General features: G+C 63.1%; 15 protein-coding genes and 1 pseudogene. 10 read left to right on the top strand and 6 right to left on the bottom strand.

Going from position 1 to position 19,769, the window contains the following annotated elements; all coding sequences use genetic code 11:
* Position 1 precedes the first annotated feature (1 nt).
* Positions 2 to 1,132: an MDR/zinc-dependent alcohol dehydrogenase-like family protein gene (locus YP76_RS14525; RefSeq protein WP_046764313.1), complete on the top strand. Its 1,131-nt coding sequence runs from the start codon at positions 2 to 4 to the stop codon at positions 1,130 to 1,132.
* A 38-nt stretch (positions 1,133 to 1,170) separates the two neighbouring features.
* Here the strand turns inward: YP76_RS14525 and YP76_RS14520 are convergent, their stop codons facing one another.
* Positions 1,171 to 2,283: an ROK family transcriptional regulator gene (locus tag YP76_RS14520; protein WP_046764312.1), complete on the bottom strand. Its 1,113-nt coding sequence runs from the start codon at positions 2,281 to 2,283 to the stop codon at positions 1,171 to 1,173.
* Positions 2,284 to 2,410: 127 nt separating this feature from the next.
* Here YP76_RS14520 and YP76_RS14515 point away from each other — a divergent pair, with 127 nt between their 5' ends.
* From YP76_RS14515 to YP76_RS29265, 3 genes are read left to right on the top strand one after another with little or no spacing between them, the layout of a single operon-like run.
* Entirely contained in the window at positions 2,411 to 4,891 is a 2,481-nt protein-coding gene (locus tag YP76_RS14515) for a TonB-dependent receptor (RefSeq protein ID WP_046764311.1), read from the top strand.
* A gap of 11 nt (positions 4,892 to 4,902) precedes the next feature.
* Entirely contained in the window at positions 4,903 to 6,057 is a 1,155-nt protein-coding gene (locus tag YP76_RS14510) for a YdcF family protein (protein ID WP_046764422.1), read from the top strand.
* A 14-nt stretch (positions 6,058 to 6,071) separates the two neighbouring features.
* Entirely contained in the window at positions 6,072 to 7,049 is a 978-nt protein-coding gene (locus tag YP76_RS29265; protein WP_408640441.1) for a phospholipase C/P1 nuclease family protein, read from the top strand.
* 59 nt (positions 7,050 to 7,108) lie between these two features.
* Here YP76_RS29265 and YP76_RS14500 read toward each other — a convergent pair.
* Positions 7,109 to 8,344: pseudogene (locus YP76_RS14500) on the bottom strand (MFS transporter); the annotation flags it as partial.
* A gap of 474 nt (positions 8,345 to 8,818) precedes the next feature.
* On the opposite strand from YP76_RS14500, the gene YP76_RS14495 reads away from it, so the two are divergent.
* The 3 genes from YP76_RS14495 to YP76_RS14485 all read left to right on the top strand — a co-directional run bounded on the left by YP76_RS14495 (position 8,819) and on the right by YP76_RS14485 (position 11,953).
* Positions 8,819 to 10,156: an alginate export family protein gene (locus YP76_RS14495; protein ID WP_198147500.1), complete on the top strand. Its 1,338-nt coding sequence runs from the start codon at positions 8,819 to 8,821 to the stop codon at positions 10,154 to 10,156.
* A 169-nt stretch (positions 10,157 to 10,325) separates the two neighbouring features.
* Positions 10,326 to 11,327 (top strand): NAD(P)H-dependent flavin oxidoreductase, encoded by a 1,002-nt coding sequence (locus YP76_RS14490; RefSeq protein WP_046764309.1) that lies wholly within the window; start codon positions 10,326 to 10,328, stop codon positions 11,325 to 11,327.
* A complete protein-coding gene (locus YP76_RS14485) occupies positions 11,324 to 11,953 on the top strand; it encodes a TetR/AcrR family transcriptional regulator (protein WP_046764308.1) in 630 nt (209 codons plus the stop codon). The genes YP76_RS14490 and YP76_RS14485 overlap by 4 nt, the downstream gene beginning before the upstream one ends.
* A 145-nt stretch (positions 11,954 to 12,098) precedes the next feature.
* Here YP76_RS14485 and glcF read toward each other — a convergent pair whose 3' ends face one another.
* From glcF to YP76_RS14470, 3 genes are read right to left on the bottom strand one after another with little or no spacing between them, the layout of a single operon-like run.
* Positions 12,099 to 13,430 (bottom strand): glycolate oxidase subunit GlcF, encoded by a 1,332-nt coding sequence (gene glcF, locus YP76_RS14480; RefSeq protein ID WP_046764307.1) that lies wholly within the window; start codon positions 13,428 to 13,430, stop codon positions 12,099 to 12,101.
* On the bottom strand, positions 13,420 to 14,589 hold the full coding sequence (glcE, locus tag YP76_RS14475; RefSeq protein ID WP_046764306.1) for a glycolate oxidase subunit GlcE: 1,170 nt from the start codon (positions 14,587 to 14,589) through the stop codon (positions 13,420 to 13,422). The genes glcF and glcE overlap by 11 nt, the downstream gene beginning before the upstream one ends.
* 2 nt (positions 14,590 to 14,591) lie before the next feature.
* On the bottom strand, positions 14,592 to 16,073 hold the full coding sequence (locus YP76_RS14470; protein ID WP_046764419.1) for an FAD-linked oxidase C-terminal domain-containing protein: 1,482 nt from the start codon (positions 16,071 to 16,073) through the stop codon (positions 14,592 to 14,594).
* 113 nt (positions 16,074 to 16,186) lie between these two features.
* On the opposite strand from YP76_RS14470, the gene YP76_RS14465 reads away from it, so the two are divergent.
* The 3 genes from YP76_RS14465 to YP76_RS14455 all read left to right on the top strand — a co-directional run bounded on the left by YP76_RS14465 (position 16,187) and on the right by YP76_RS14455 (position 18,672).
* Positions 16,187 to 16,915, top strand: a complete 729-nt coding sequence (locus YP76_RS14465) for a FadR/GntR family transcriptional regulator (protein WP_046764305.1) — start codon at positions 16,187 to 16,189, stop codon at positions 16,913 to 16,915.
* A 411-nt stretch (positions 16,916 to 17,326) separates the two neighbouring features.
* A complete protein-coding gene (locus YP76_RS14460) occupies positions 17,327 to 18,310 on the top strand; it encodes a VOC family protein (RefSeq protein WP_232307560.1) in 984 nt (327 codons plus the stop codon).
* Positions 18,307 to 18,672: an antibiotic biosynthesis monooxygenase family protein gene (locus YP76_RS14455; RefSeq protein WP_084733180.1), complete on the top strand. Its 366-nt coding sequence runs from the start codon at positions 18,307 to 18,309 to the stop codon at positions 18,670 to 18,672. Before YP76_RS14460 ends, YP76_RS14455 begins: the two co-directional genes overlap by 4 nt.
* Positions 18,673 to 18,754: 82 nt before the next feature.
* On the opposite strand, the gene YP76_RS14450 is transcribed toward YP76_RS14455, so the two are convergent.
* Positions 18,755 to 19,765 (bottom strand): amidohydrolase family protein, encoded by a 1,011-nt coding sequence (locus YP76_RS14450; protein ID WP_046764302.1) that lies wholly within the window; start codon positions 19,763 to 19,765, stop codon positions 18,755 to 18,757.
* Between the last annotated feature and the right edge of the window lie 4 nt (positions 19,766 to 19,769).

Raw genomic sequence — 19,769 nt, 5'->3', positions numbered from 1 at the left:
CATGAGCCCCGAAAACACCAATCTGACCCTGCGCTCGACGATCAACGCCGACGGCACACTGGAACTGCGGCTGGCAGAGGAGCCGCTGCCAGCCCTCGCGCCGGGTGAGGTGCGCGTGCGCATGGAGGCCGCTCCGGTCAATCCATCCGACATGGGGTTGCTGCTCGCTTCGGCGGATCTTGCCACCGCAAGCAGTACGGGGGGCGGGAAGCAGAAGCGCCTGTCAGCGGAATTGCTGAACAGGAAGACCCGCCCTTTCGAAGGCCGCATCGGCCTTCCGCTGCGCGTCGGCAATGAAGGAACGGGTACGGTAGTTGAGGCCGCACCGGATGCCGCCCATATGCTGGGCCGCCAGGTCGCCATTTTCGGCGGAGCAATGTTTGCATGCTACCGGACCATCGCTGCCAAGGAATGCCTGATCGTTCCAGCGGGCGTGCCTGCGCCGATGAGGGCATCCCTGTTTGTCAACCCGCTCACGGCGCTGGCGATGGTGGAGACGATGCGGATGGAGGGCCATGGCGCGCTTGTCCATACCGCCGCGGCCTCAAGTCTGGGGCAAATGCTGATCAAGATCTGCAAGTCCGATGACATCGACCTTGTGAATATCGTGCGCGGAGAGCAACAGGTTGCCGTGCTGAACGCCCTTGGCGCCCGCTATGTCATCGACAGCAGCGCACTGGATTTCAACGCACAACTTCGCGCTGCGGTCGCCAAGACCAGAGCCACCATCGCTTTCGATGCGATAGGGGGAGGACGGATGACGAACATCCTCCTCCAGGCGATGGAAGCGTCCGAACTTCGTTTCAGTCCATCCTACAGCCTTTACGGCAGTGATGTGCCCAAGCAGGTTTACATATACGGCTCGCTTGACCTCACCCAGACCGGCCTTGACCGCAACTATGGCTATGCCTGGTCGGTTGGCTCATTTCTGATCACCCATTTCCTGAAGCGCGCGGGCGAGGATGTCAGGACACGCCTGCTGTCACGCATTTCGAGAGAATATGATTCCACATTTGCCACGCATTTCTCTCGGCAAATCCACCTGACCGACCTGCTGGACCCGGTTGTGCTGGAAGGCCTGATGCAGAAGAAGACAGGCGACAAATATCTTGTCCTGTTCGACGGTCTATAAGGCCGGGGCCATTGTAGATCATATCAGGCGCAGATTGTTCATACATCCGCAGACAAGGCGTGAATGGGCAAAAGGGCCGCGCCCAGGGTGATTGGCGAGCCATGGAGATGGGAAATCTGTACCGGCGGCCGGCGGTCATGCACCGTTGTCACCAGCTCGGCGCGATGAAGGCGATCGGCGAGCCGTTCGAGGATAGCCGGAGGCAAGGTGCCAGCCAGCACGATGGCGCCGGGATCGAGCCAGGCAAAAGCCGTATTGCATATCGTCTGCAATTGCACGGCAGCGCGGTCGAGCCAGGCTTCGATCGTGGGCGCCTGATTTGCTGCGGCGAAGTCGATGTCGGCAACCGAGCGGAGCTCGCAACCGGCGCTGCGGAGCATCGACAACAGGTCCAGCGGGCTGGGGCGTGGGAGGTGCCCTGGAAACAGGCAGCCAATTTCCCCGGCGACGCCATATTGTCCGCGCACCAGCCGGCCGTCGACAATGACCCCCGAGCCGATGCCGAAGCCCAGCAGAAGCACGACGATGGTGGTGAAATCCTTGAGCAGATTGCCCAGATAATATTCCGCGATGGCGGCCGCGTTGGCGTCATTCTCGATCCAGAGCGGCCATCCCATTTCGGCGAAGATTATGTCGCGGAGCGGCGCATCACGCCAGTTGGGCAGGACATCGACGACGCTCCACCGATCGCCCGCCGGCGACAGCGACGGGCCCGGTACGGCCACGCCAAGGCCCAGCATCCGCCGACCGAGCAGGCCGTGCCGATCCACCAGCTCATGGGTGATGCGCCGCACCTTCTGCGCGAAAGCGTGGGGATCGATCGGCTCGACCGCCTGATGGTGGGTTGCGATCGTGGCGCCGGTGAAGTCGACGAGGCAGATTTCTAGAAATCCCTTATGCGCCGTCGCACCCACTGCATAGCCGCCATGCGCAGCCAGGCGCAGCGGAATGGCGGGCCGCCCGCGCCCCTGCGCTTCGGCCCCCGGCACTTCCTCGATCAGGCCCAGGCCAAGCAGGTCGCGCGACAGGCGGGTCAGCGCGGCGCCGCTGATTTCCAGTTCGGTGGCCAGCGCAGACCGTGACAGGGGCCCGGACTTGCGGAGCCGGTGGACAATGCGCCGCTGATCCTTGTCCAAATTGGGAAACTGCATGGCTGAACCGGCCCCGGAAGGAAAATCGACGACCCGTTATGCGGCTTTATTTATTTTCACAACAATAATTAAAAATGTCATATGGCAACGTCATGGGAGCCCCCGACCACTCAAAAAGGGGCTCCCGATGTTCAAGACCGTCCTTGCCACCGGCACCGCGCTTGCGGCGCTCTGTTCCTTCTCGCCTGGCTTTGCGCAGGATATGGCGCCTGCCGAAAAAGTGGCCGACGCCGGCAGCGGGCCGAGCGATATCATCGTCACCGGCTCGACCCGCGCCCAGCGCCGTTTCGATGTCTCCTATGCGATCAACACCATCTCGCCCGAGGATGTGGAGAAGATCGCGCCGGTGAACTTCGCCGATCTGATCGGCCAGCTGCCCGGTTTTCAGACCGAAATCACCGGCGGCGAGGTGCAGAATATCTACCGTATCCGCGGCCTGCCCAATGATGGCGGCTTCGTCAGCTTCCAGCAGGACGGCCTGCCGCTGTTCCACGAGAATGACGGTGTCTTCTTCCGCGGCGACGCGATCCTGAAACAGGATCTGATGACCGACCATGTCGAGGTCGTGCGCGGCGGCCCGGCGCCGGTCTATGCCAGCTATTCGGGCGCGATCATCAATGCCATTACCGTCACCGGCAGCGACACGCCACGCGGCAAGGCGCAACTGACGCTGGGCGACACCGGCCTCTACCGCCTCGATGCCTATCAGGCCGGGCCGCTGGGCAAGGGCACCTATTATGCGATCGGCGGCTTCATCCGCCAGCATGACGGCTATCGCGACAATGGCTTTCCCAATGACAAGGGTGGCCAGATCCGTGCCAACATCAAGCATGATTTCGACAATGGATCGATCAAGTTCAACCTGAACTATGTGAACGACCACAACGTCTTCTATCTGCCGATCCCCACCAGCGATCCGCGCAATCCCAGCGTCTCGCTGGACCAATATATCGACTATTTCGACGGCACGATGAACTCGCCGGCGCTGCGCAACGTCAACCTCCTGTATCGCGACGGCACGGGCCGGATACAGAGTCGCACCAGCGACCTGTCCGATGGCCGCCATATGCAGATGGTCAATTTCGGTGTCCAATATGATGGCGAGTTCGGCGGCTGGCTGGTGTCGGGCAAGGCTGGCTACACACAGGGCAAGCTCGATTTCACCGCCTTCTATTCGACCACCAACCCCGCTGACGGCAACGGCTTCGCGGCTGGCTATCTCGCCCGCGCTACCGCCGCCTTCGGCGTCGTGAGCCGTTTCGGTTACACGCTCGCCGGCACCAACACCGTCTATGATCCCTATGCGGCATCGGGTCTGGTCATGCAGGGCCAGTATCGCGACATCCACTCCAAATTCTATTCGGGCCAAGCCAACCTGTCGGTCGCCCGCAAGTTCGAGACCGGCATCGGCAGCCATGACCTGAAGCTCGGCGTCTATGCCAGCCTTTATGGCGAGGACAGCCGCACCCTCTACCAGAATTACCTGATCGAAGTCGCCGGCAAGCCGCGCACGCTCGATCTGGTCGCCTATAATGCGGCGGGCACGGAGATCGGCCGGGTGACCGACAATGGCGTGCTCAACTACGCCGCAACGCTCAACCAGGGCGACAGCGATGCGAAGATGTTCGCGCTTTATGCCAACGACACCTGGGAAATCGTGCCGGGTCTGCGCATCGACGCGGGTATTCGTCACGAACGCTACAGCTACAAGGGTTGGGCGGCACTGACCGAGGCCGCCAATCTGGGCGACACCAGCACGCTGGCAGACGACAGCACCCGGGCCTTCACCGGGGTCATCATCAATCAGAAGCGGAAGCCCAACGTCACCAACTGGACGGTCGGCGCCAATTACGACTTTTCCAGCCATGTCGGCGTCTATGGCCGCGCCTCGCATCTGGAAACGCCGCCCAACGTCCAGACGGTGATGAGCATCAACCCGACCATCATCACGACCAAGGCCGATCAGTTCGAAGCAGGCCTCAAGCTCGCCTTCGGCCGCTCCTACCTCTATGTCACCGGTTTCTACACCAATTTCGATCCGCTGAACGCCAGCTTCCTTGCCTATGATCCGACCACGGGCCGCAACGACGTCAACGTGCCCTTCATCGGCGAAGCGCAGGTCAAGGGCGTGGAGTTCGACGGCAAGCTGGCGCTGACCGACTGGTTCTCGCTGAACGGCGCGCTGACCATCAGCGATCCCAAATATAAGAATTTCCAGAGCTCCACCGGCGCCGATCCGGAAAAGGCGGAGGGTAACCAGATCGTGCGCCAGCCCAAGGTCTACGGCAATATCCGTCCCAGCTTCGATTTCCGGACGAACGACACGGATATCTCCATCTACGGCCGCTACACCTATATGGGGAAGCGCTTCGTCGACCTCTACAACAATACCGCGCTGCCCGCCTATGGTACGGTCGGCGCGGGCATCACGGCGCGCCGGGGCAGTTGGCAGATGCAGATCGTGGGCGACAACCTGTTCAACGCCCACGGCCTGACCGAAGGCAACACCCGCACGGACTCGCTGAGCGGGCAGGGCAGTTCGGAGGCGATTTACGGTCGCCCGATCTTCGGTCGCAACGTCCGCTTCGTCATCAGCAAGAGCTGGTGATGCGGCGGAGCATGGCAAGCCTGCTGACTGCGGCGGCGGTTGCGTTCGCTCCTGCCCCGGCTTGCGCCGGGGCAGCCCGCGACACGGTGACGGAGGCACTATCGCAGCGCCTCTTCCCGCTCCTCGACGCGGTAGGGCACGACCCGGCGGCACTGGAACGGCTCAAGGGCGGGGCGGGCGTTTCCACCCTGCTCCGCGCCCGGCAGGACCGGCGCGCCGCCTGCGAACCCGATCTGGGCTGCGCAGCGCAGGCGATGATCTGGACGGCGGCGGAGGTCGCAACGATGGGCCGGGCCGTTGCGGCGCTGACCGACCTTTCGGCCGCCGATGACGGCGCATCCGCACAGATCCGACGGGAAATCGAAGGCGTCAACGCCATCGTGCGGACCTATGGGCTGGGGCAAGTCCCTGCCTACCCGCGGATTGACGGCGCGGGCATGATCGACCCGCAGGAGCGGGAGGCGCGGCTTCAGGCCGCCGACTGGCTGTCGCGCACGTCGCGGGACTTGTCCGCCCAGACGCTTGACCCCAGCATCGACTATGCGCTGGCGCTGCTGGATGTCAGCGACCGTACCGATGCGATCGGCTATGAGCCGCTGATGGGGGGCGCCAATGCGTCCGCCATGGCGCGGGCGAAGACGCTCGACTGGCGCCGCTATCGCTTCAGCGCGATGATCCTGACCGGCGTCGGCCCGGAAATCGACGGAATGCCGCTCAGCCCCTATGGTAAATATCATCTGCGCCTGGCGGCCAATCGCTTCGCACAGGGTGACATTCCCTTCATCATCGTCACCGGCGGCCGCGCCCATCCGCGCGCGACTCGCTTTGCCGAGGCGGAGGAGATGCGTAAGGCGCTGATCGAGCGTTATGGCGTGCCCCCCGATGCGATCCTGATCGAGCCCTATGCCCGGCACACCACGACGAACCTGCGCAACGCGTCGCGGCTGCTGATGGCGATGGGCGCGCCGCTGGACGACGACGCGCTGATCGTCTGCAATCCGCAGCAGAGCGCGATGATCGAAAGCGTGCAGTTCACCAAGCGTAATGCCGATGAACTGGGCTATCAGCCCGGCCGGATCGGCCGCCGCCTTTCGCCCACGGAACTGGCATTTCGCCCCAGCCGACTCTCCGCACGGATCGATCCGCGCGATCCGCTGGACCCCTGATACGGAGCTGCCTTATGCGTTTCCTTGCCCTTGCCGCCCTTCTTGCCATGGCCCCCACGGTTGCGCACGCCTGGGGCGGCACCGCACATGGCGTGATCGACCGCGCCGCGATCGAGGCCATACCGGACGATGGCCCGATTTTCCTGCGCAAGCATGTCGATTATATCGCGGCATCCGCCTCCCTGCCCGACAGTTGGCGGGGGGATTCGGAGAATTTCTCGAAGATCGAGGAAGACCCCAATCATGGCTGGTTCCGCGAGCAGTTCACTTTCCTGAAACCGATTCCGCGATCGCGCTATGAGTTCGTGATCGCGCTCTACAAGCGCCATGAGGCGATCCGGGAGAGCGATCCCGCGACCGCCGCGCGCACCAATGTCCGCTGGACCGGCACTCTGCCCTATGCCGCGATCGAAGCCTACGACCGGCTGGTGGTGTGCATGCGCCATGTCCGCAAGGCGCAGGCCGAGGGCGGGGATGCGTCCATCCCCGAACAGCATTGCGCCTTCGATACCATTCGCCTCGGCCATTATATCGGCGACGGTGCGCAACCCATGCATGACTCGATCCATTCGGACGGCTGGAGGGGCGACAATCCCAAGGGCTTCACCACCGACCGCAGCGTGCATGGCCGGTTCGAAAGCCGGTTCGTCGACGGCATGAAGCTGACCGTAGGCGACATCGCGCCGCGCATCGGCGCGCCCGGCCATCGCGGCGGGGATATGTTCGAGGCTGTCCTCGCCTATCTGGACGAGGCAGGGGATAAGGTTGCGGCGCTCTATATGCTGGAAAAGCGCAATGGCTTTGCCGACTTCGCCGACAAGGATGTGCGCGCGATGGTTTATGAGCGGACGGCGGCCGGCGCGTCCATGCTGCGCGACATGCTCTGCCGCGCCTGGGCGGAGAGCGCCCAGCCGCCGGCAGAGGTCACGCCGGCACCGCTCGATTTCACCAATCCTCGCTTCAATCCTGAGACCGGGTCGGCGCCCGACTGACAGCGCCGATCCAGCAGGACAAGCAGGCGGCCATGCCGTGCGTGGCCGAGGTCGAAGCGCCGCATCAGCAGTATCGCGACCAGGCTACCGAGCAGCGGAATGCCGATGCCCAGGCCGATCATGCCTGCCTGGACCGGGATCGCCTGCGGCTGGCCGGGAACATAGCCGAGCCAGCCCAGCGTCCAGCCGATGAGGCTCGTCGAAGCGGCTCCGCTCGCCTTTACGATGGCAAGATAATAGGCGAACAGCCCCGTCTCAAACCGCCGGCCATGCCGCCATTCCACGACGTCGACGGCATCGGCCAGTAGCCCCCATGGCAGCATGAAGACGCTGGCGAGACCGAAGCCGATAATTGCTGCGCAGGCAATCAGTGCAATGGGCCAGGGCAGACAGAAGGGGAAGGCGGCGAGGCCGCTCGCGCTCACGCCATGACCCATGGCCAGCAGCACGCTCTTGCTGAACCGACCGGTCAATGCGGTCCACAGGATGACGCCGGTAAATTGTCCGACCGTCAGCGCCATCAGCAATGTCGGGACGAGGTCGGGACGATCGACGATATAGCGGCCCGTATAGAGCAGCATTCGGCCGAAGGCGGGCGCCGCAAAGCCTGTCAGCAAGGCGAGCAGGCCCATGCCGATCACCATGGGATCGCGCAGGGGCACACGGATGCCATCCTGGCCTGCGGTTTGCCGCGCTTGCCGGGACGCGCCGCTGCCGGAGGTCCAGGCGCACAGGATCATGGTCACGGCAAAGAGGCCCCCCGCCGCCACGCCGGTCAGCGCCAACCGGTCGAATGCCTGATCGCTGCCGGCCCGCTGCACCAGCGGCGTCAACAGGGTCGCGACGACCAGTGCGCTGGCCGTGCTGAAGAACAATCGATAACCGGACACGCGGCCGCGCGCGCGGCTGTCGCTGGTGACCTGCGCCATCAGCGCATTATGGGGCACGTCGACGACCGCATAGGCGCCGCGAAACACCAGCAGCGCGGCCGCCAGCACCCACAGTTGCCGCGCGCCGAACGCCGGTATCGCATAGAGAAGGGCGAAGGCCAGTGCGCAGGGTGTCGCCGCGATTGCTACCATCCAGCGATAGCCCTTGCCCGCATGCCGCAGGCGGATAACCAGCCGGGCCGCCACGAGATCGAAGACGAGGTCGCCGCACAGCGCCGCCAACATCAGCCATCCCGCCATTGTGCCGCCCAGGCCCAACACGTCGGTCAGCAGGAAGAGCATCGTGATGTCCGCGCCGCCGAACACCAGCGCCTTGCCGAAATTACCCGAAGCATAGGCTATCATGCGGCCTTCTGCCAGTTTCTGCATCACCCGCATTTCCCGTATGATCGTATCCGCATGGGCTTTGCGGGGAGGCGATGCGACTAGAAGCCTTTTCTTTCATTCCTGCGACAGGGGAGGGCAGGATTGGACAAGAACGATTTCCCGCTCAAGGAAGGCGCCGGGTCGGTCAGGCCGGCTGCCTCAAGCCGCAGCACACCCCATGGGCAGTTGCCCGATCGTTCCGGATTCGCAGCCCTCATGAACGAACAACACGCAACCTTACCTTGTGGAGGAGAAATTCTGCGCGATGACGGACGCGGGCGCGGCAATCTTGCGCCAGCTACGGTCAGACCAACATATTTCGGGATATCCACCCGGCAAGGATATATTGCCTTGACCCCGACCAGTGTTTTTGGCTTTGAAGGTGGCCGGGGACCGCGATTCCCCTTCAGGCCTCACGCCCAAATTCGCGTCCATTTCTGTGAAGGACGCCGCATGCCTGTTCGTTTCGTCAATGTCTCCCTCATCGCATTCATCCTCCCGTCCCCGGCGAACGCAGAGGATGGGGCATTCGCAATTCATGGATCTACCCGCCTGCGATATGAGGCGATCACTGGCCAGGCCCGCGCGGGTTTCAACAGCAGCGACGACCTCGTCGATCTGCGGACCAACATTCTTGCAGAATATCGGCGCCAGGATCTTCGCATCGGCGTCGAGATTTTCGACAGCCGGGTATGGGGCGATCGCCCCGGCACGCCCGTCTCCACAAACGAGGTGAATGCGCTGGAGCCGGTGCAGGCCTATGTGGCGGCCGATTTCGACGACGCGCTTGGTTCTGGGTCGAAGCTGACGCTGACCGCGGGACGAATGACGCTGAACCTTGGCTCGCGCAGACTGGTCGCCGCGGATGACTATCGCAACACCACTAACGGCTATACCGGCCTTCGCGCCGATACCGCTGTCGGCAAGGGGTGGAAGGCGACATTCATCTACATGCTCCCCCAAGTCCGGCTGCCTGATGATCCTGCGGACGTGCGGGATGCACGGGTTCGTCTTGATCGGGAGAGCTTCGACCTCGTGCTTTGGGGTGGGCAGGTCAGCAGGGCCAAGGCAATCGGGACCGCCATGGCGGAAATGAGCTATTTTCATCTTGGCGAACGCGATCGACCGAACCGGCCGACGCGCGACCGCTCACTCGATATATTCGGTGGCCGACTGATAGCTGATCCACGCAGCGGCGCCTTTGATTTTGAGGTAGAGGCGTTCTACCAGACAGGCAGGGGCAGCACGTCGCTCGCAGCGACAGCCTCCACCCAGTCGGTGTCCGCCGGTTTCGTCCATGCCGACGTGGGTTACAGCTTTCCGGGAGCGTGGAAGCCGCGGTTGTCGGTGGAATTCGACTATGCCAGCGGCGACGGATCCGGCAGGCGCTACGGTCGTTTCGATACGCTTTTCGGCATGCGGCGCGCCGACCTTGCGCCCGCTGGCCTCTACAATGCGCTGGCCCGTGCCAACATCGTGACGCCCGGCCTTCGGATCGAAGCCACGCCCGGCAAGCGGATCGACTGGTTCGCGGTCTATCGCCCGATGTGGCTGGCGGCCCGCGAGGACAGCTTCTCGTCCACAGGGGTCCGTGATGCCAGTGGAAGTTCAGGACGTTTCGCCGGACATCAGGTTGAAGCGCGTGTTCGCTACTGGATCCTGCCCGCCCGGCTTCGCTTCGAATTTGACGGCCTGTTGCTCGCCAAGGGTCGTTTCCTGCGCGATGCGCCCAATGCTCCCGTCGATCGCTGGACCCGGTACACCTCGTTCAATCTGACCGCGAGTTTTTGAGACGCAGTTCTCTTGAACTTGCCGGAAAGCGCGAAAAAACCACCCTGACCCTGATCGCCACATGCCCAACGATGAACGAGCGCCTTGATGCCATTTGGTCGGGTTGCAATGGAATAAGAAACAATGTATTCGATGGTAACAACGTTTCCGAGTCATCAGGGAGAGCATCGTGCAGACGCGAATAACCAAGCTTTTCGGTATCGAGCAGCCAATCATGCAGGGCGGCATGCATTTCGTCGGATTGGCCGAACTCGCCGCAGCCGTCTCCAATGCGGGCGGCCTGGGCACGATCACCGGCCTCACCCAACGAACGCCGGAGTTGCTGGCCCGTGAAATCGCGCGCTGTCGCGATATGACTGACAAGCCGTTCTGCGTGAACCTGACCTTCCTGCCGACCTTCAGCAAGCCGCCCTACCCCGAATATATTCAGGCGATCGCGGAAGGCGGCGTGCGGATCGTAGAAACGGCCGGCCGAAGCCCGGAAGCCTATATGCCCGCCCTTAAATCGGCAGGTATAACAGTCATCCACAAATGTACGTCGGTGCGGCACGCGCTGAAGGCTGAATCGATCGGGTGCGACGCCGTGAGCGTCGACGGTTTCGAATGCGGTGGCCATCCCGGTGAGGATGACATCCCGAACATGATCCTGCTGCCCAGCGCGGCCGATCGGCTAAGCATTCCGTTTCTGGCGTCCGGTGGCATGGCCGACGCGCGCAGCCTGGTCGCAGCGCTGGCGCTGGGCGCGGACGGCATCAACATGGGCACCCGTTTCCTGGCGACGCAGGAGGCTCCGGTCCACGCAAATGTCAAGAAAGCCCTGCTGGAAGCGACCGAGACCGACACGCGGCTGATCATGCGGTCCTTGCGCAATACCGAGCGGGTGTTGAACAATTCGAACGTGGCCAAGCTTATCGAGATCGAGCGCGAGAAGGGCGACAGCCTGACGATCGACGACATTCACGATCTCGTCGCGGGCGTCTATCCCAAGGTGATGGTCGATGGTGATATGGACGCTGGTGCCTGGAGCTGCGGCATGGCTGTCGGTCTGATCCACGATATTCCGAGTTGTGCGGAGTTGATCGGCCGGATCATGGCGGATGCTGAAGTGCTGATCCGGCAGCGCCTGGGTGGGTTGATAGGCGCGGCCGATATGGAACCCGCCCTGGCATGAGCTCTGCTCCGGAAGTCAGGCGTCTGGGTGATGTCCGGGCCGCGCGTGCGGCCATGGAGACGGACGCCCGCGCTTCCTTGTTGGCCGCCGCCGCGGTGGTGTTGAGCGAGGAGGGGCCATCGGCGTTGACCGTTCGGCGCGTAGCCGAAACGGTCAACGCATCGACGAAGATGATCTACACCCATTTCGGCGGCAAGGACGGGTTGTTCAACGCCCTTTATCTCCACAGCTTCGCCGGCCTGACTGGCGCTTTCCAGGCGCATGGGGAAGTTCAGGATCCGTTTCTTCGGCTGGACAAGCTGATCAGCGCCTATCGCGCCTTCGCGCTGAGCGAAGCCGCGCTCTACAATGTCATGTTCGGCGATCTCGGCCGGGCCTGGGAGGCGCCGATCGAAAGCCGGCGCCAGGCATGGACCAGTTTCGCCACGCTGCGCGACACGGTCAGGCTCTGTCTTGTCCCGGACCGGGCCGGAGAAGCCAGCAGGATCAGCTATCTGCTGTGGGCGGCGATGCACGGTGTGGTGAGCCTTGAGCTTCGCAAGCTGATCGGCAGCGCGGAGGACTCCGAGCAGCTCTACCACCTCGCCGTGGCGGCTGTCCGCGATGCGCATGGGCTGACGCGATAGGCCTCCGTCGGCCGATCCCTGCGACCCACGCCTAATGCCATGCGTCGAAAGCGATCTCCAGTTGCTCGATGCTCCGCCGCCATGTCGGCGATCTTGCGGCTCCAGAGGTCAAGGGGCGAGCGCGCCTGCTGCCTTGCCGATCGCATCAGCGAGGCGCGCCATGGAGTCGACCTCCGGCTGGGGGAATGAGGGAAGCGAGGGCGCGGGGAGCTGGACCTCCCGTCGCCCAGTCGATGAGTTCGATGCTGTGCACGACGGGCGTGGAAGATCTCACCCCGATCTGCATTGCGCAGCCGATATTGCCCGTGGCGATCACATCCGCCTTCAGGCGGGCGAGATTGGCGACTTTGCGATCCCCTAGCTGTCCGGCGATGACGGGCTGGAGGATGTTGTACGTCCCTGCCGATCCGCAACATAGATGCGCCTCTTGCGGCGTGCGCACCGCATAACCCGCGCGCGTGAGGAGCCGCTGGGGCGCTTGGGTGACTTTCTGACCATGCTGAAGCGAACAGGCGGCGTGATAGGCGACGGACAGCCCCCGCCCGTCGCCGACGGGCAGGTCGACCGCGTCGAGAAACTCGCTGATGTCGCTGGCGATGGCGGATATGCGCGCCGCCTTTTCCGCATAGGCGGGGTCGAGGCGCAGCATGTGGCCATAATCCTTGATCGTCGTGCCGCAGCCAGAGGCGGTGATGAGGATCGCGTCGAGTCCGTCGCCTTCCATTTCCCGCGTCCAGGCGTCGACATTGTTGCGGGCGGCCTCCAACGCGGCCTCTTCCCGGCCCATATGGTGGACGAGCGCGCCGCAGCATTGCTCACCGGCCACGAAGGTCACGGCATAGCCTGCGCGGTTGAGGACGCGAACGGTGGCGGCGCGGATTTCGGGTTTCAATATCGGCTCGGCGCAGCCTTGCAGCAGGGCGACTCGGCCCCTTGGCGACGGTGGTGCAGAGGGCGTGCGGGAGGGGGCAGGGGCGGTTCTGCGCGGGGCCAGCGCCAGCATGGCGGCCATCGGCTTCAGCGCCCCGATCCGGTCCAGTAGCGGCGTCATGGGCCGCGCCAGCCGGGCGAGGGCGAGAGCGAAACGGAAGCGTCCGGGATTGGGCAGCACGGCGGCAAGCAGGCCGCGCATCAGCCGTTCCCGCAATGGTCGCCGGTAACGCTCCTGAATATAAGCGCGGGCATGATCGACGAGGTGCATGTAGTTCACGCCGGACGGGCAGGTCGTCATGCAGGACAGGCAGGACAGGCAGCGGTCGATATGCTTGACGACATCGGGTGTCGGCGTCGCTTCCTGCTCCAGCATGTTCTGCATCAGGTAGATACGGCCGCGAGGGCTATCCAACTCGTCGCCCAATAGCACGTAGGTCGGGCAGGTCGCGGTGCAGAAGCCGCAATGGACGCATTTGCGGATCACGGCCTCTGCGGTCGCGGTGGCGGGGTCGGCCAGTTGCTCAAGCGAGAAGTCAGTCCGCATGGGGCATGTCCAGAAAGCGTCCGGTCTCAAAGACACCGGCGGGATCGAAGGAGCGGCGCACCCGCGCCTCCAGCGCGGCGACGCCGCTCTGGCGGGGGTGCTGCATGGGAATAGCGGCACGGATCGGCTCCGGTGCGCGGATGAGCATGGCGTGGCCCCCCGCCATCGCGGCGGCGCTTCGTATCTCGGTCGCATCGCCGTCATGGGCGAGCCAGACCAGCCCGCCTGCCCAGTCCAACAGCCAGCGCGCGCCGAGTAGCGCGAAACGGTCGAGCAGCGCGGGCGTGGAGAAGGGTGGCAAGCTGATCCGCCACAATGTCGGCGCGTCGGCCAGCGGCGTTACATCGCGCACGGCATCCCACAACGCTGCGGCCTTCTCCTCCGGCAGCAACCGCGCCGCGCCATGATCGCGCAGCAGGTCGGGTAAGATCGCGCAGCGCGCGGTGACAGAAGGCGCGAAGCCCTGAACCCTCAGCAGCGTCAGCGCACGCCGCCCCTCCGCGCCGGGAAGGTGCGCCGCCGCGCCGATCTCCGCATGGCTGCCCATGGCGCAGGCCATGGCGCGGACGGCGGCGATATGGTCGAGGCCCTCCAGGACCATGGTACTGGTCGCGCGCGGGCGGGGAAGGACTTTCAGCGTCAGTTCGGTCATTGCCGCCAGACGGCCCCAATTGTTCGCCATCAGTTTGGGCAGGTCGTATCCGGTGACGTTCTTCACCACCTTTGCCCCCGCCACGAACCGCTCGCCCCGGCCAGAGACGGCGGTGACGCCGAGAAGATGGTCGCGCGCGCCGCCCATGGTCAGGCGTTGCGGCCCGGCGACACCGGCGGCCACCACGCCGCCGATCGTCGCCTGTCCCAGCTCCCCGCCCAGCAACGGGCCATGGTCAAAGGGTTCGAAGGCCAGCATCTGCCCTTCTCCCGCGATCAGCCGCTGCACCTCGGCGAGGGGCGTGCCCGCACGGACAGTCAACACCAGTTCGGGCGGATCATAATCGACCACGCCGGTAAAGCCGCGCATGTCGATGACCTCCGCATCGCGCGGCGCGCCCATGCCGGCCTTGCTGCCGCCGCCGCGTATCTCGCAGCGTGCGCCCCGCGCGGCGGCGTCGGTTATGATCGCGGCAAGGTCGTCCGCGCTCGTGGGTTGATGGTGCATGGTCAGAACCGCGGCAGTTCGGGGAAGGGGACTTCGCCCCGGTGGACGTGCATCCGGCCCAGTTCCGCGCAGCGGTGCAGGGTCGGGAACACCTTGCCCGGATTGAGCAGCAGTTCGGGGTCGAAGGCGCATTTGATGCGCTGCTGATGGTCGAGGTCGGTCTGGCTGAACATCTCCGGCATCAGGTCGCGCTTCTCGACTCCCACGCCATGTTCGCCGGTCAGCACGCCCCCCACCTCCACGCAGAGGCGGAGGATGTCGTTGCCGAACTCTTCCGCCCGTTCCAGTTCGCCCGGTTTGTTGGCGTCATAGAGGATCAGCGGGTGGAGATTGCCGTCGCCCGCGTGAAAGACATTGGCGACGCCCAGCCCATGCTGCTCCGACAGTTCCGCCATGCGTCGCAGCACTTCGGGCAGGCGGCGGCGGGGGATGGTGCCGTCCATGCAATAATAGTCGGGCGAGAGGCGGCCCACCGCGGGGAAGGCGGCCTTGCGCCCAGCCCAGAAGGCTGCGCGTTCCTCCTCACTGGTGGAGATGCGGGAGGTCATCGCGCCGTTTAGGCCGGAAATCCGTGCGATCTCCTCGATCAGATGGTCGCATTCTGCGGCGGGACCGTCCAGCTCGACGATCAGCAACGCTTCCACGTCGAGCGGGTAGCCGACTTTCACAAAGGCTTCGGCGGCATGGATGGCGGGGCGGTCCATCATCTCCATGCCGGCGGGAATGATCCCTTCAGCGATGATGTCGGCGACGCACTGGCCCGCGCTCTCGACGGAGGGAAAGCCGACCAGCATGGCGCGCGCCGTCTCCGAGCGCGGCAGGATGCGGACAGTGACTTCGGTGACGATGCCCAGCAGTCCCTCGGACCCGACCATCACGCCCAGCAGGTCCAACCCGGCGGGGTCCAGATGCCGGCCGCCCAAGCGCAGTACTTCGCCCGCCATCGTCACCATCTCTATGCCCAGCACGTTGTTGGTGGTCAGGCCGTATTTCAAGCAATGGACCCCGCCGGAATTCTCCGCGACATTGCCGCCGATGGTGCAGGCGATCTGGCTCGACGGATCGGGCGCGTAGTAAAAGCCGCGCTCTTCGACCGCGCGCGTAATGGCGAGATTGGTAACGCCCGGCTGCACGATGGCCAGGCGGTTGTTATAATCGACCTCCACCACGCGGTTGAACTTGCCCATACCCATCAGCACCGCGTCCGCCAGCGGCAGCGCGCCGCCGGACAGCGATGTGCCCGCGCCGCGGGGCACCACCTTCACCCCCTGCGCATGGCACCAGCTAAGGATGGCTGAAACCTGCGCCACCGTTTCGGGCAGGACGACGACCATCGGCGGCTGGCGATAAGCGGTCAGGCCGTCGCTCTCATAGGGACGTAGTGCCGCGGCCTGGGCAATCACGCCCTCGCCGGGCACGATGGCGCGCAGGGCTGCGACGATCTCCTCCCGGCGGCCGAGCACCAGCGCATCGGGTGCGGGCATCTTCAGCACGAGACGGTTTCCTGATCCAATGTAGATCCAATTCTTGCATTATTGATCCAATTTGGTAAGGGCTGGATCGGCCTGCTGTCAAGCGGCCGATCTGGAGATATGGCATGCACCGACCGACACACCTGGCGCGCAAGAGCAGCGCGGATCAGGCGATCATCGATCTGATCGAGCGGAATATCCGGGATCGCGTCTGGTTGCCTGGCGACCGTCTGCCGACGGAGCGCGAACTGGCCGAGACATTGGGGGCGTCGCGCAACACCTTGCGACGGGGCCTCAAGATATTGGAGTTGGAAGGGAAGATCACTCGCCACGTCGGGCGCGGCTCCTATGTCTCTTCGGATCTCGCGATGGAGGAAGGCGAGGGCCCCCTGCGACCGGAACGCCGATCGTTGCTGACGGACTTCATTCGCCGCGCCAGCCCGGTAGAGATCATGGAGGTGCGTTCCATGATCGAGCCCACTGCCGCCGCCATGGCCGCCGTGCGGGCGACGCGGGAAGACCTCAACCTCATGGAACGCTATCTCGCCGAGGCGGATTTGGCGCAAGAACTGGAAACGTTCGAAGAAATCGATGCGCTCCTCCACATGCAGATCGTGCTGAGCACAAAAAATCGACTGCTTGCGGACATCTATCATGAGATCAATAACGCGCGCATCGAACCTGCGTGGAAGGAATTGAAGCGCCGGAAGTTAACCATTGCTCAGCGGCACCGATACCATGCTGACCATCATGCTGTGGTTCAAGCGATCATGGGCCGCGACGCGGATCTTGCCAAATCGCTCTCGAAGAGCCATCTGAGAGAAGCTGCGAAAGATCTGTTCGCGGTCCAATGATATTTCGCGATTCGATGCGGCCGTCCACTTCATCATTCAGAGCATCATCATGGTCAGCCGGGACCGCGGCAATCTAGCGGTCAGGGCTTACGCCATTTATCATTTTGTCCACCGGCTGGTGATCATGTCGGCCACTGGGGATCGGTGGTGGGCTTTATGGTGATAAAACTCTCCCCGCCCATCGACGTGTCAGGCGCCCGCTGACGGGTGGCCGAAACAATTCCAGATTTCATAGATAACCGGAAGGATGAATTTCGGGTATCGCCAATCGCAAATCGTCATCTTACCCTTATGGCTCCGTGATTTATGGAGACGAGATTCATTTTGAAGATCAGCAAATCGGGTCAAATGCGATCGATCCCGTCAATCAAAAAATACGAACGGGTGGGGATTGAAGGATAGATATACTAGATGAGAGGTGAAGATAGGTCCATGACTGAGAAATCGTCCACCCAGATGGAAGCGCGGCGGTTCAACTATCTCGGCGTCCATTCCATGGACCATTTTGCCTTCACGGTGCCAGATCTTGCCGAGGCGGCGGCATTTTATTCGGCTTTTGGACTGGAGGTTCGCGCGGAAGGTGATGCCATGGGCCTTTACACCTTTGACAGCTTGCATCGCTGGGGTGTGTTGCGCGAAGGCAAACGGAAGAAATTTGATCATTTGTCGTTTGGAATATATGAGGATGATCTGGACCGATTTCGGGACCGGCTCAAACAGCTGAACATTCCGCTTATCGCACCGCCGTCCGGGAGCGAAAACGATGGCGTCTGGTTTCATGATGAAGACGGCAATAGGGTGGAAGTCGCTGTCAGACCCCGATCATCCCCCACGGAAAAGGCGGTTTTCGGTATGGCGGATATGTCGGGCCGGGCAGGCGTGGCCGCCTGTCCGTCACGCAAAGATGTCGCGTGTGTCAGGCCGCGACGCCTTAGTCATGTCGCGATCTACACGACAGATGTCGGAGAAAAGATCGATTTCTACACCAAAGTGCTCGGCATGCGGCTTTCCGACCGCTCAGGCGATTTTTGCGCTTTTCTGCATGGTCCACATGGCAGCGAGCATCATATGTTCGCCTTCGTGAAATCGGGCGGTCCCGGTTTTCACCATTGTAGCTGGGACGTCGGATCGATCAACGACGTCGGCCTTGGCGCGGAACAGATGCAGGAAAGCGGATATCACAAAGGTTGGGGTTTGGGCAGGCATGTAGTGGGATCGAATTATTTCTACTACGCCACCGATCCTTGGGGCAGCCATAGCGAATATTCCGCCGACATGGACTATATTCCTGCGGATTGCGACTGGCAGCCGAAGGACTATGGCCGGGACGACAGATTCACTCTTTGGGGCGGGGAACCGCCGGAGGATTTCGGGCGGAATTTCGAGTTGGAATGAAGACCCGACGTCTTCCACCCCGAGGTAAGAAGGGAAGCGGCTTAGTCGTCATGAAAGGAGAACGGATGATTACCGAGATAGTGGAATTCAAGGTCAAACCGGGAACCGCCGACGATTTCATGAAAGGGGTCAAGGCGTCGGAGGAGCTGTTCAAGAATGCTCCGGGATTTATCGGACTTGAGCTTCATCATCAGATCGAAGACCCGCTGGTCTTCGTGCTGTTGATACAATGGGAGACGCTGGCCCATCATATGGAAATTTTCCGAAATTCGCCCGCATTTGCAGCATGGCGCGGCAATGTTGGCGAATATTTTGCCGAGCCGCCGCGGCTTCAGCACAGCGAGACGAAGCTGCGCTATTAGAGCGGTTTCCCGTCGCATGGGATTGTGGGAAAGTAGGCAAGGGGAGGGTCTGGAGCTTACGCTCCAGACCCTCCCCTTACTCCTAAAGTACCAGGCGATAGATGCGCGCCGCCGTGCCGAAGAAGAGTTGGCGCTGCTCTTCATTGGAGTAGCGGGCGGCGGCGCGCTTGAAGGCGTTCCACATCACTCCATAGTTGAAGGATTGCCGGTCGACCGGGAAATTGCTGCCGAACATGCAGCGCGACGGTGAAAATGCGTCCACCGCGGCATGGATATAGGGGGATATGGCTTCGGCGACCGTCGCGCTGTCCGGGGCGCTGCCGCCATGGTGCCATCCGAAGCCCATGACATCCGCGCCCACTCCGCTCAGCTTGATGGAGATGTTGGGAAATCTGGCGAGGATTTCGATCCTGTTCCGCCAGTTCGCCAGCACCTCCTGCCGTTTGCCGCTGAACCGGCCGATGCCGACCGGCCCGGCGAGATGGTCGAGGATGATCGATGTGTCCGGAAAGGCGCGGGCCAGGCCGACGACATCGTCCAGCATGCCATGGGCGCATAACAGGTCGCAGCTCAGGCCCAGGGGAGCCAGCCGGCCGAAGCCCGCACGAAAACGGGCGTTCAGGAGCTTCCCGGGCGGAATTTTGAGTGCCTGATAGGCATCGGGATCATGGGCCACCAACTCTCTTATGCCGCGGAACCGGCTCGGGGACGCCTCCAGATGCGCTTCCAGTACGTCCGCGACGGCATCACCCAGCATGAGGTCGGCTCTGCCGACGATGCCCGCGCATAATTGCCCGGCCGGGCTATCGGTCGAAGCGAATTGCCCGGCGACCGTCTCTACATATTCCGTTTCGCCCACGCAGCGTAGATGCTCCGGCCCGCTGCCCCGGAAGGCCCAGCCGCAATCGACATAGACGGTGGCGGCCAGCCTATGGCCGCTGCTGCCGACCGTGGCGATGAAATCCTCGGGAAGGAACGAACCGAAACGGGCCGCGCCGAAATGGCCTTCCCCCCAGAAGTGATGGTGCGTGTCGACAAGCGGAATATGCGGGGAAAGGGGGGGCTCGCTATAGGCTGCGCCAGGGATCGGCATCTGC

Source organism: Sphingobium chungbukense, from assembly GCF_001005725.1.
Classification (GTDB): Bacteria; Pseudomonadota; Alphaproteobacteria; order Sphingomonadales; family Sphingomonadaceae; genus Sphingobium; species Sphingobium chungbukense.
Note: the sequence above shows the minus strand (reverse complement) of the source record. Positions and strands in the feature narration are given on the sequence as shown.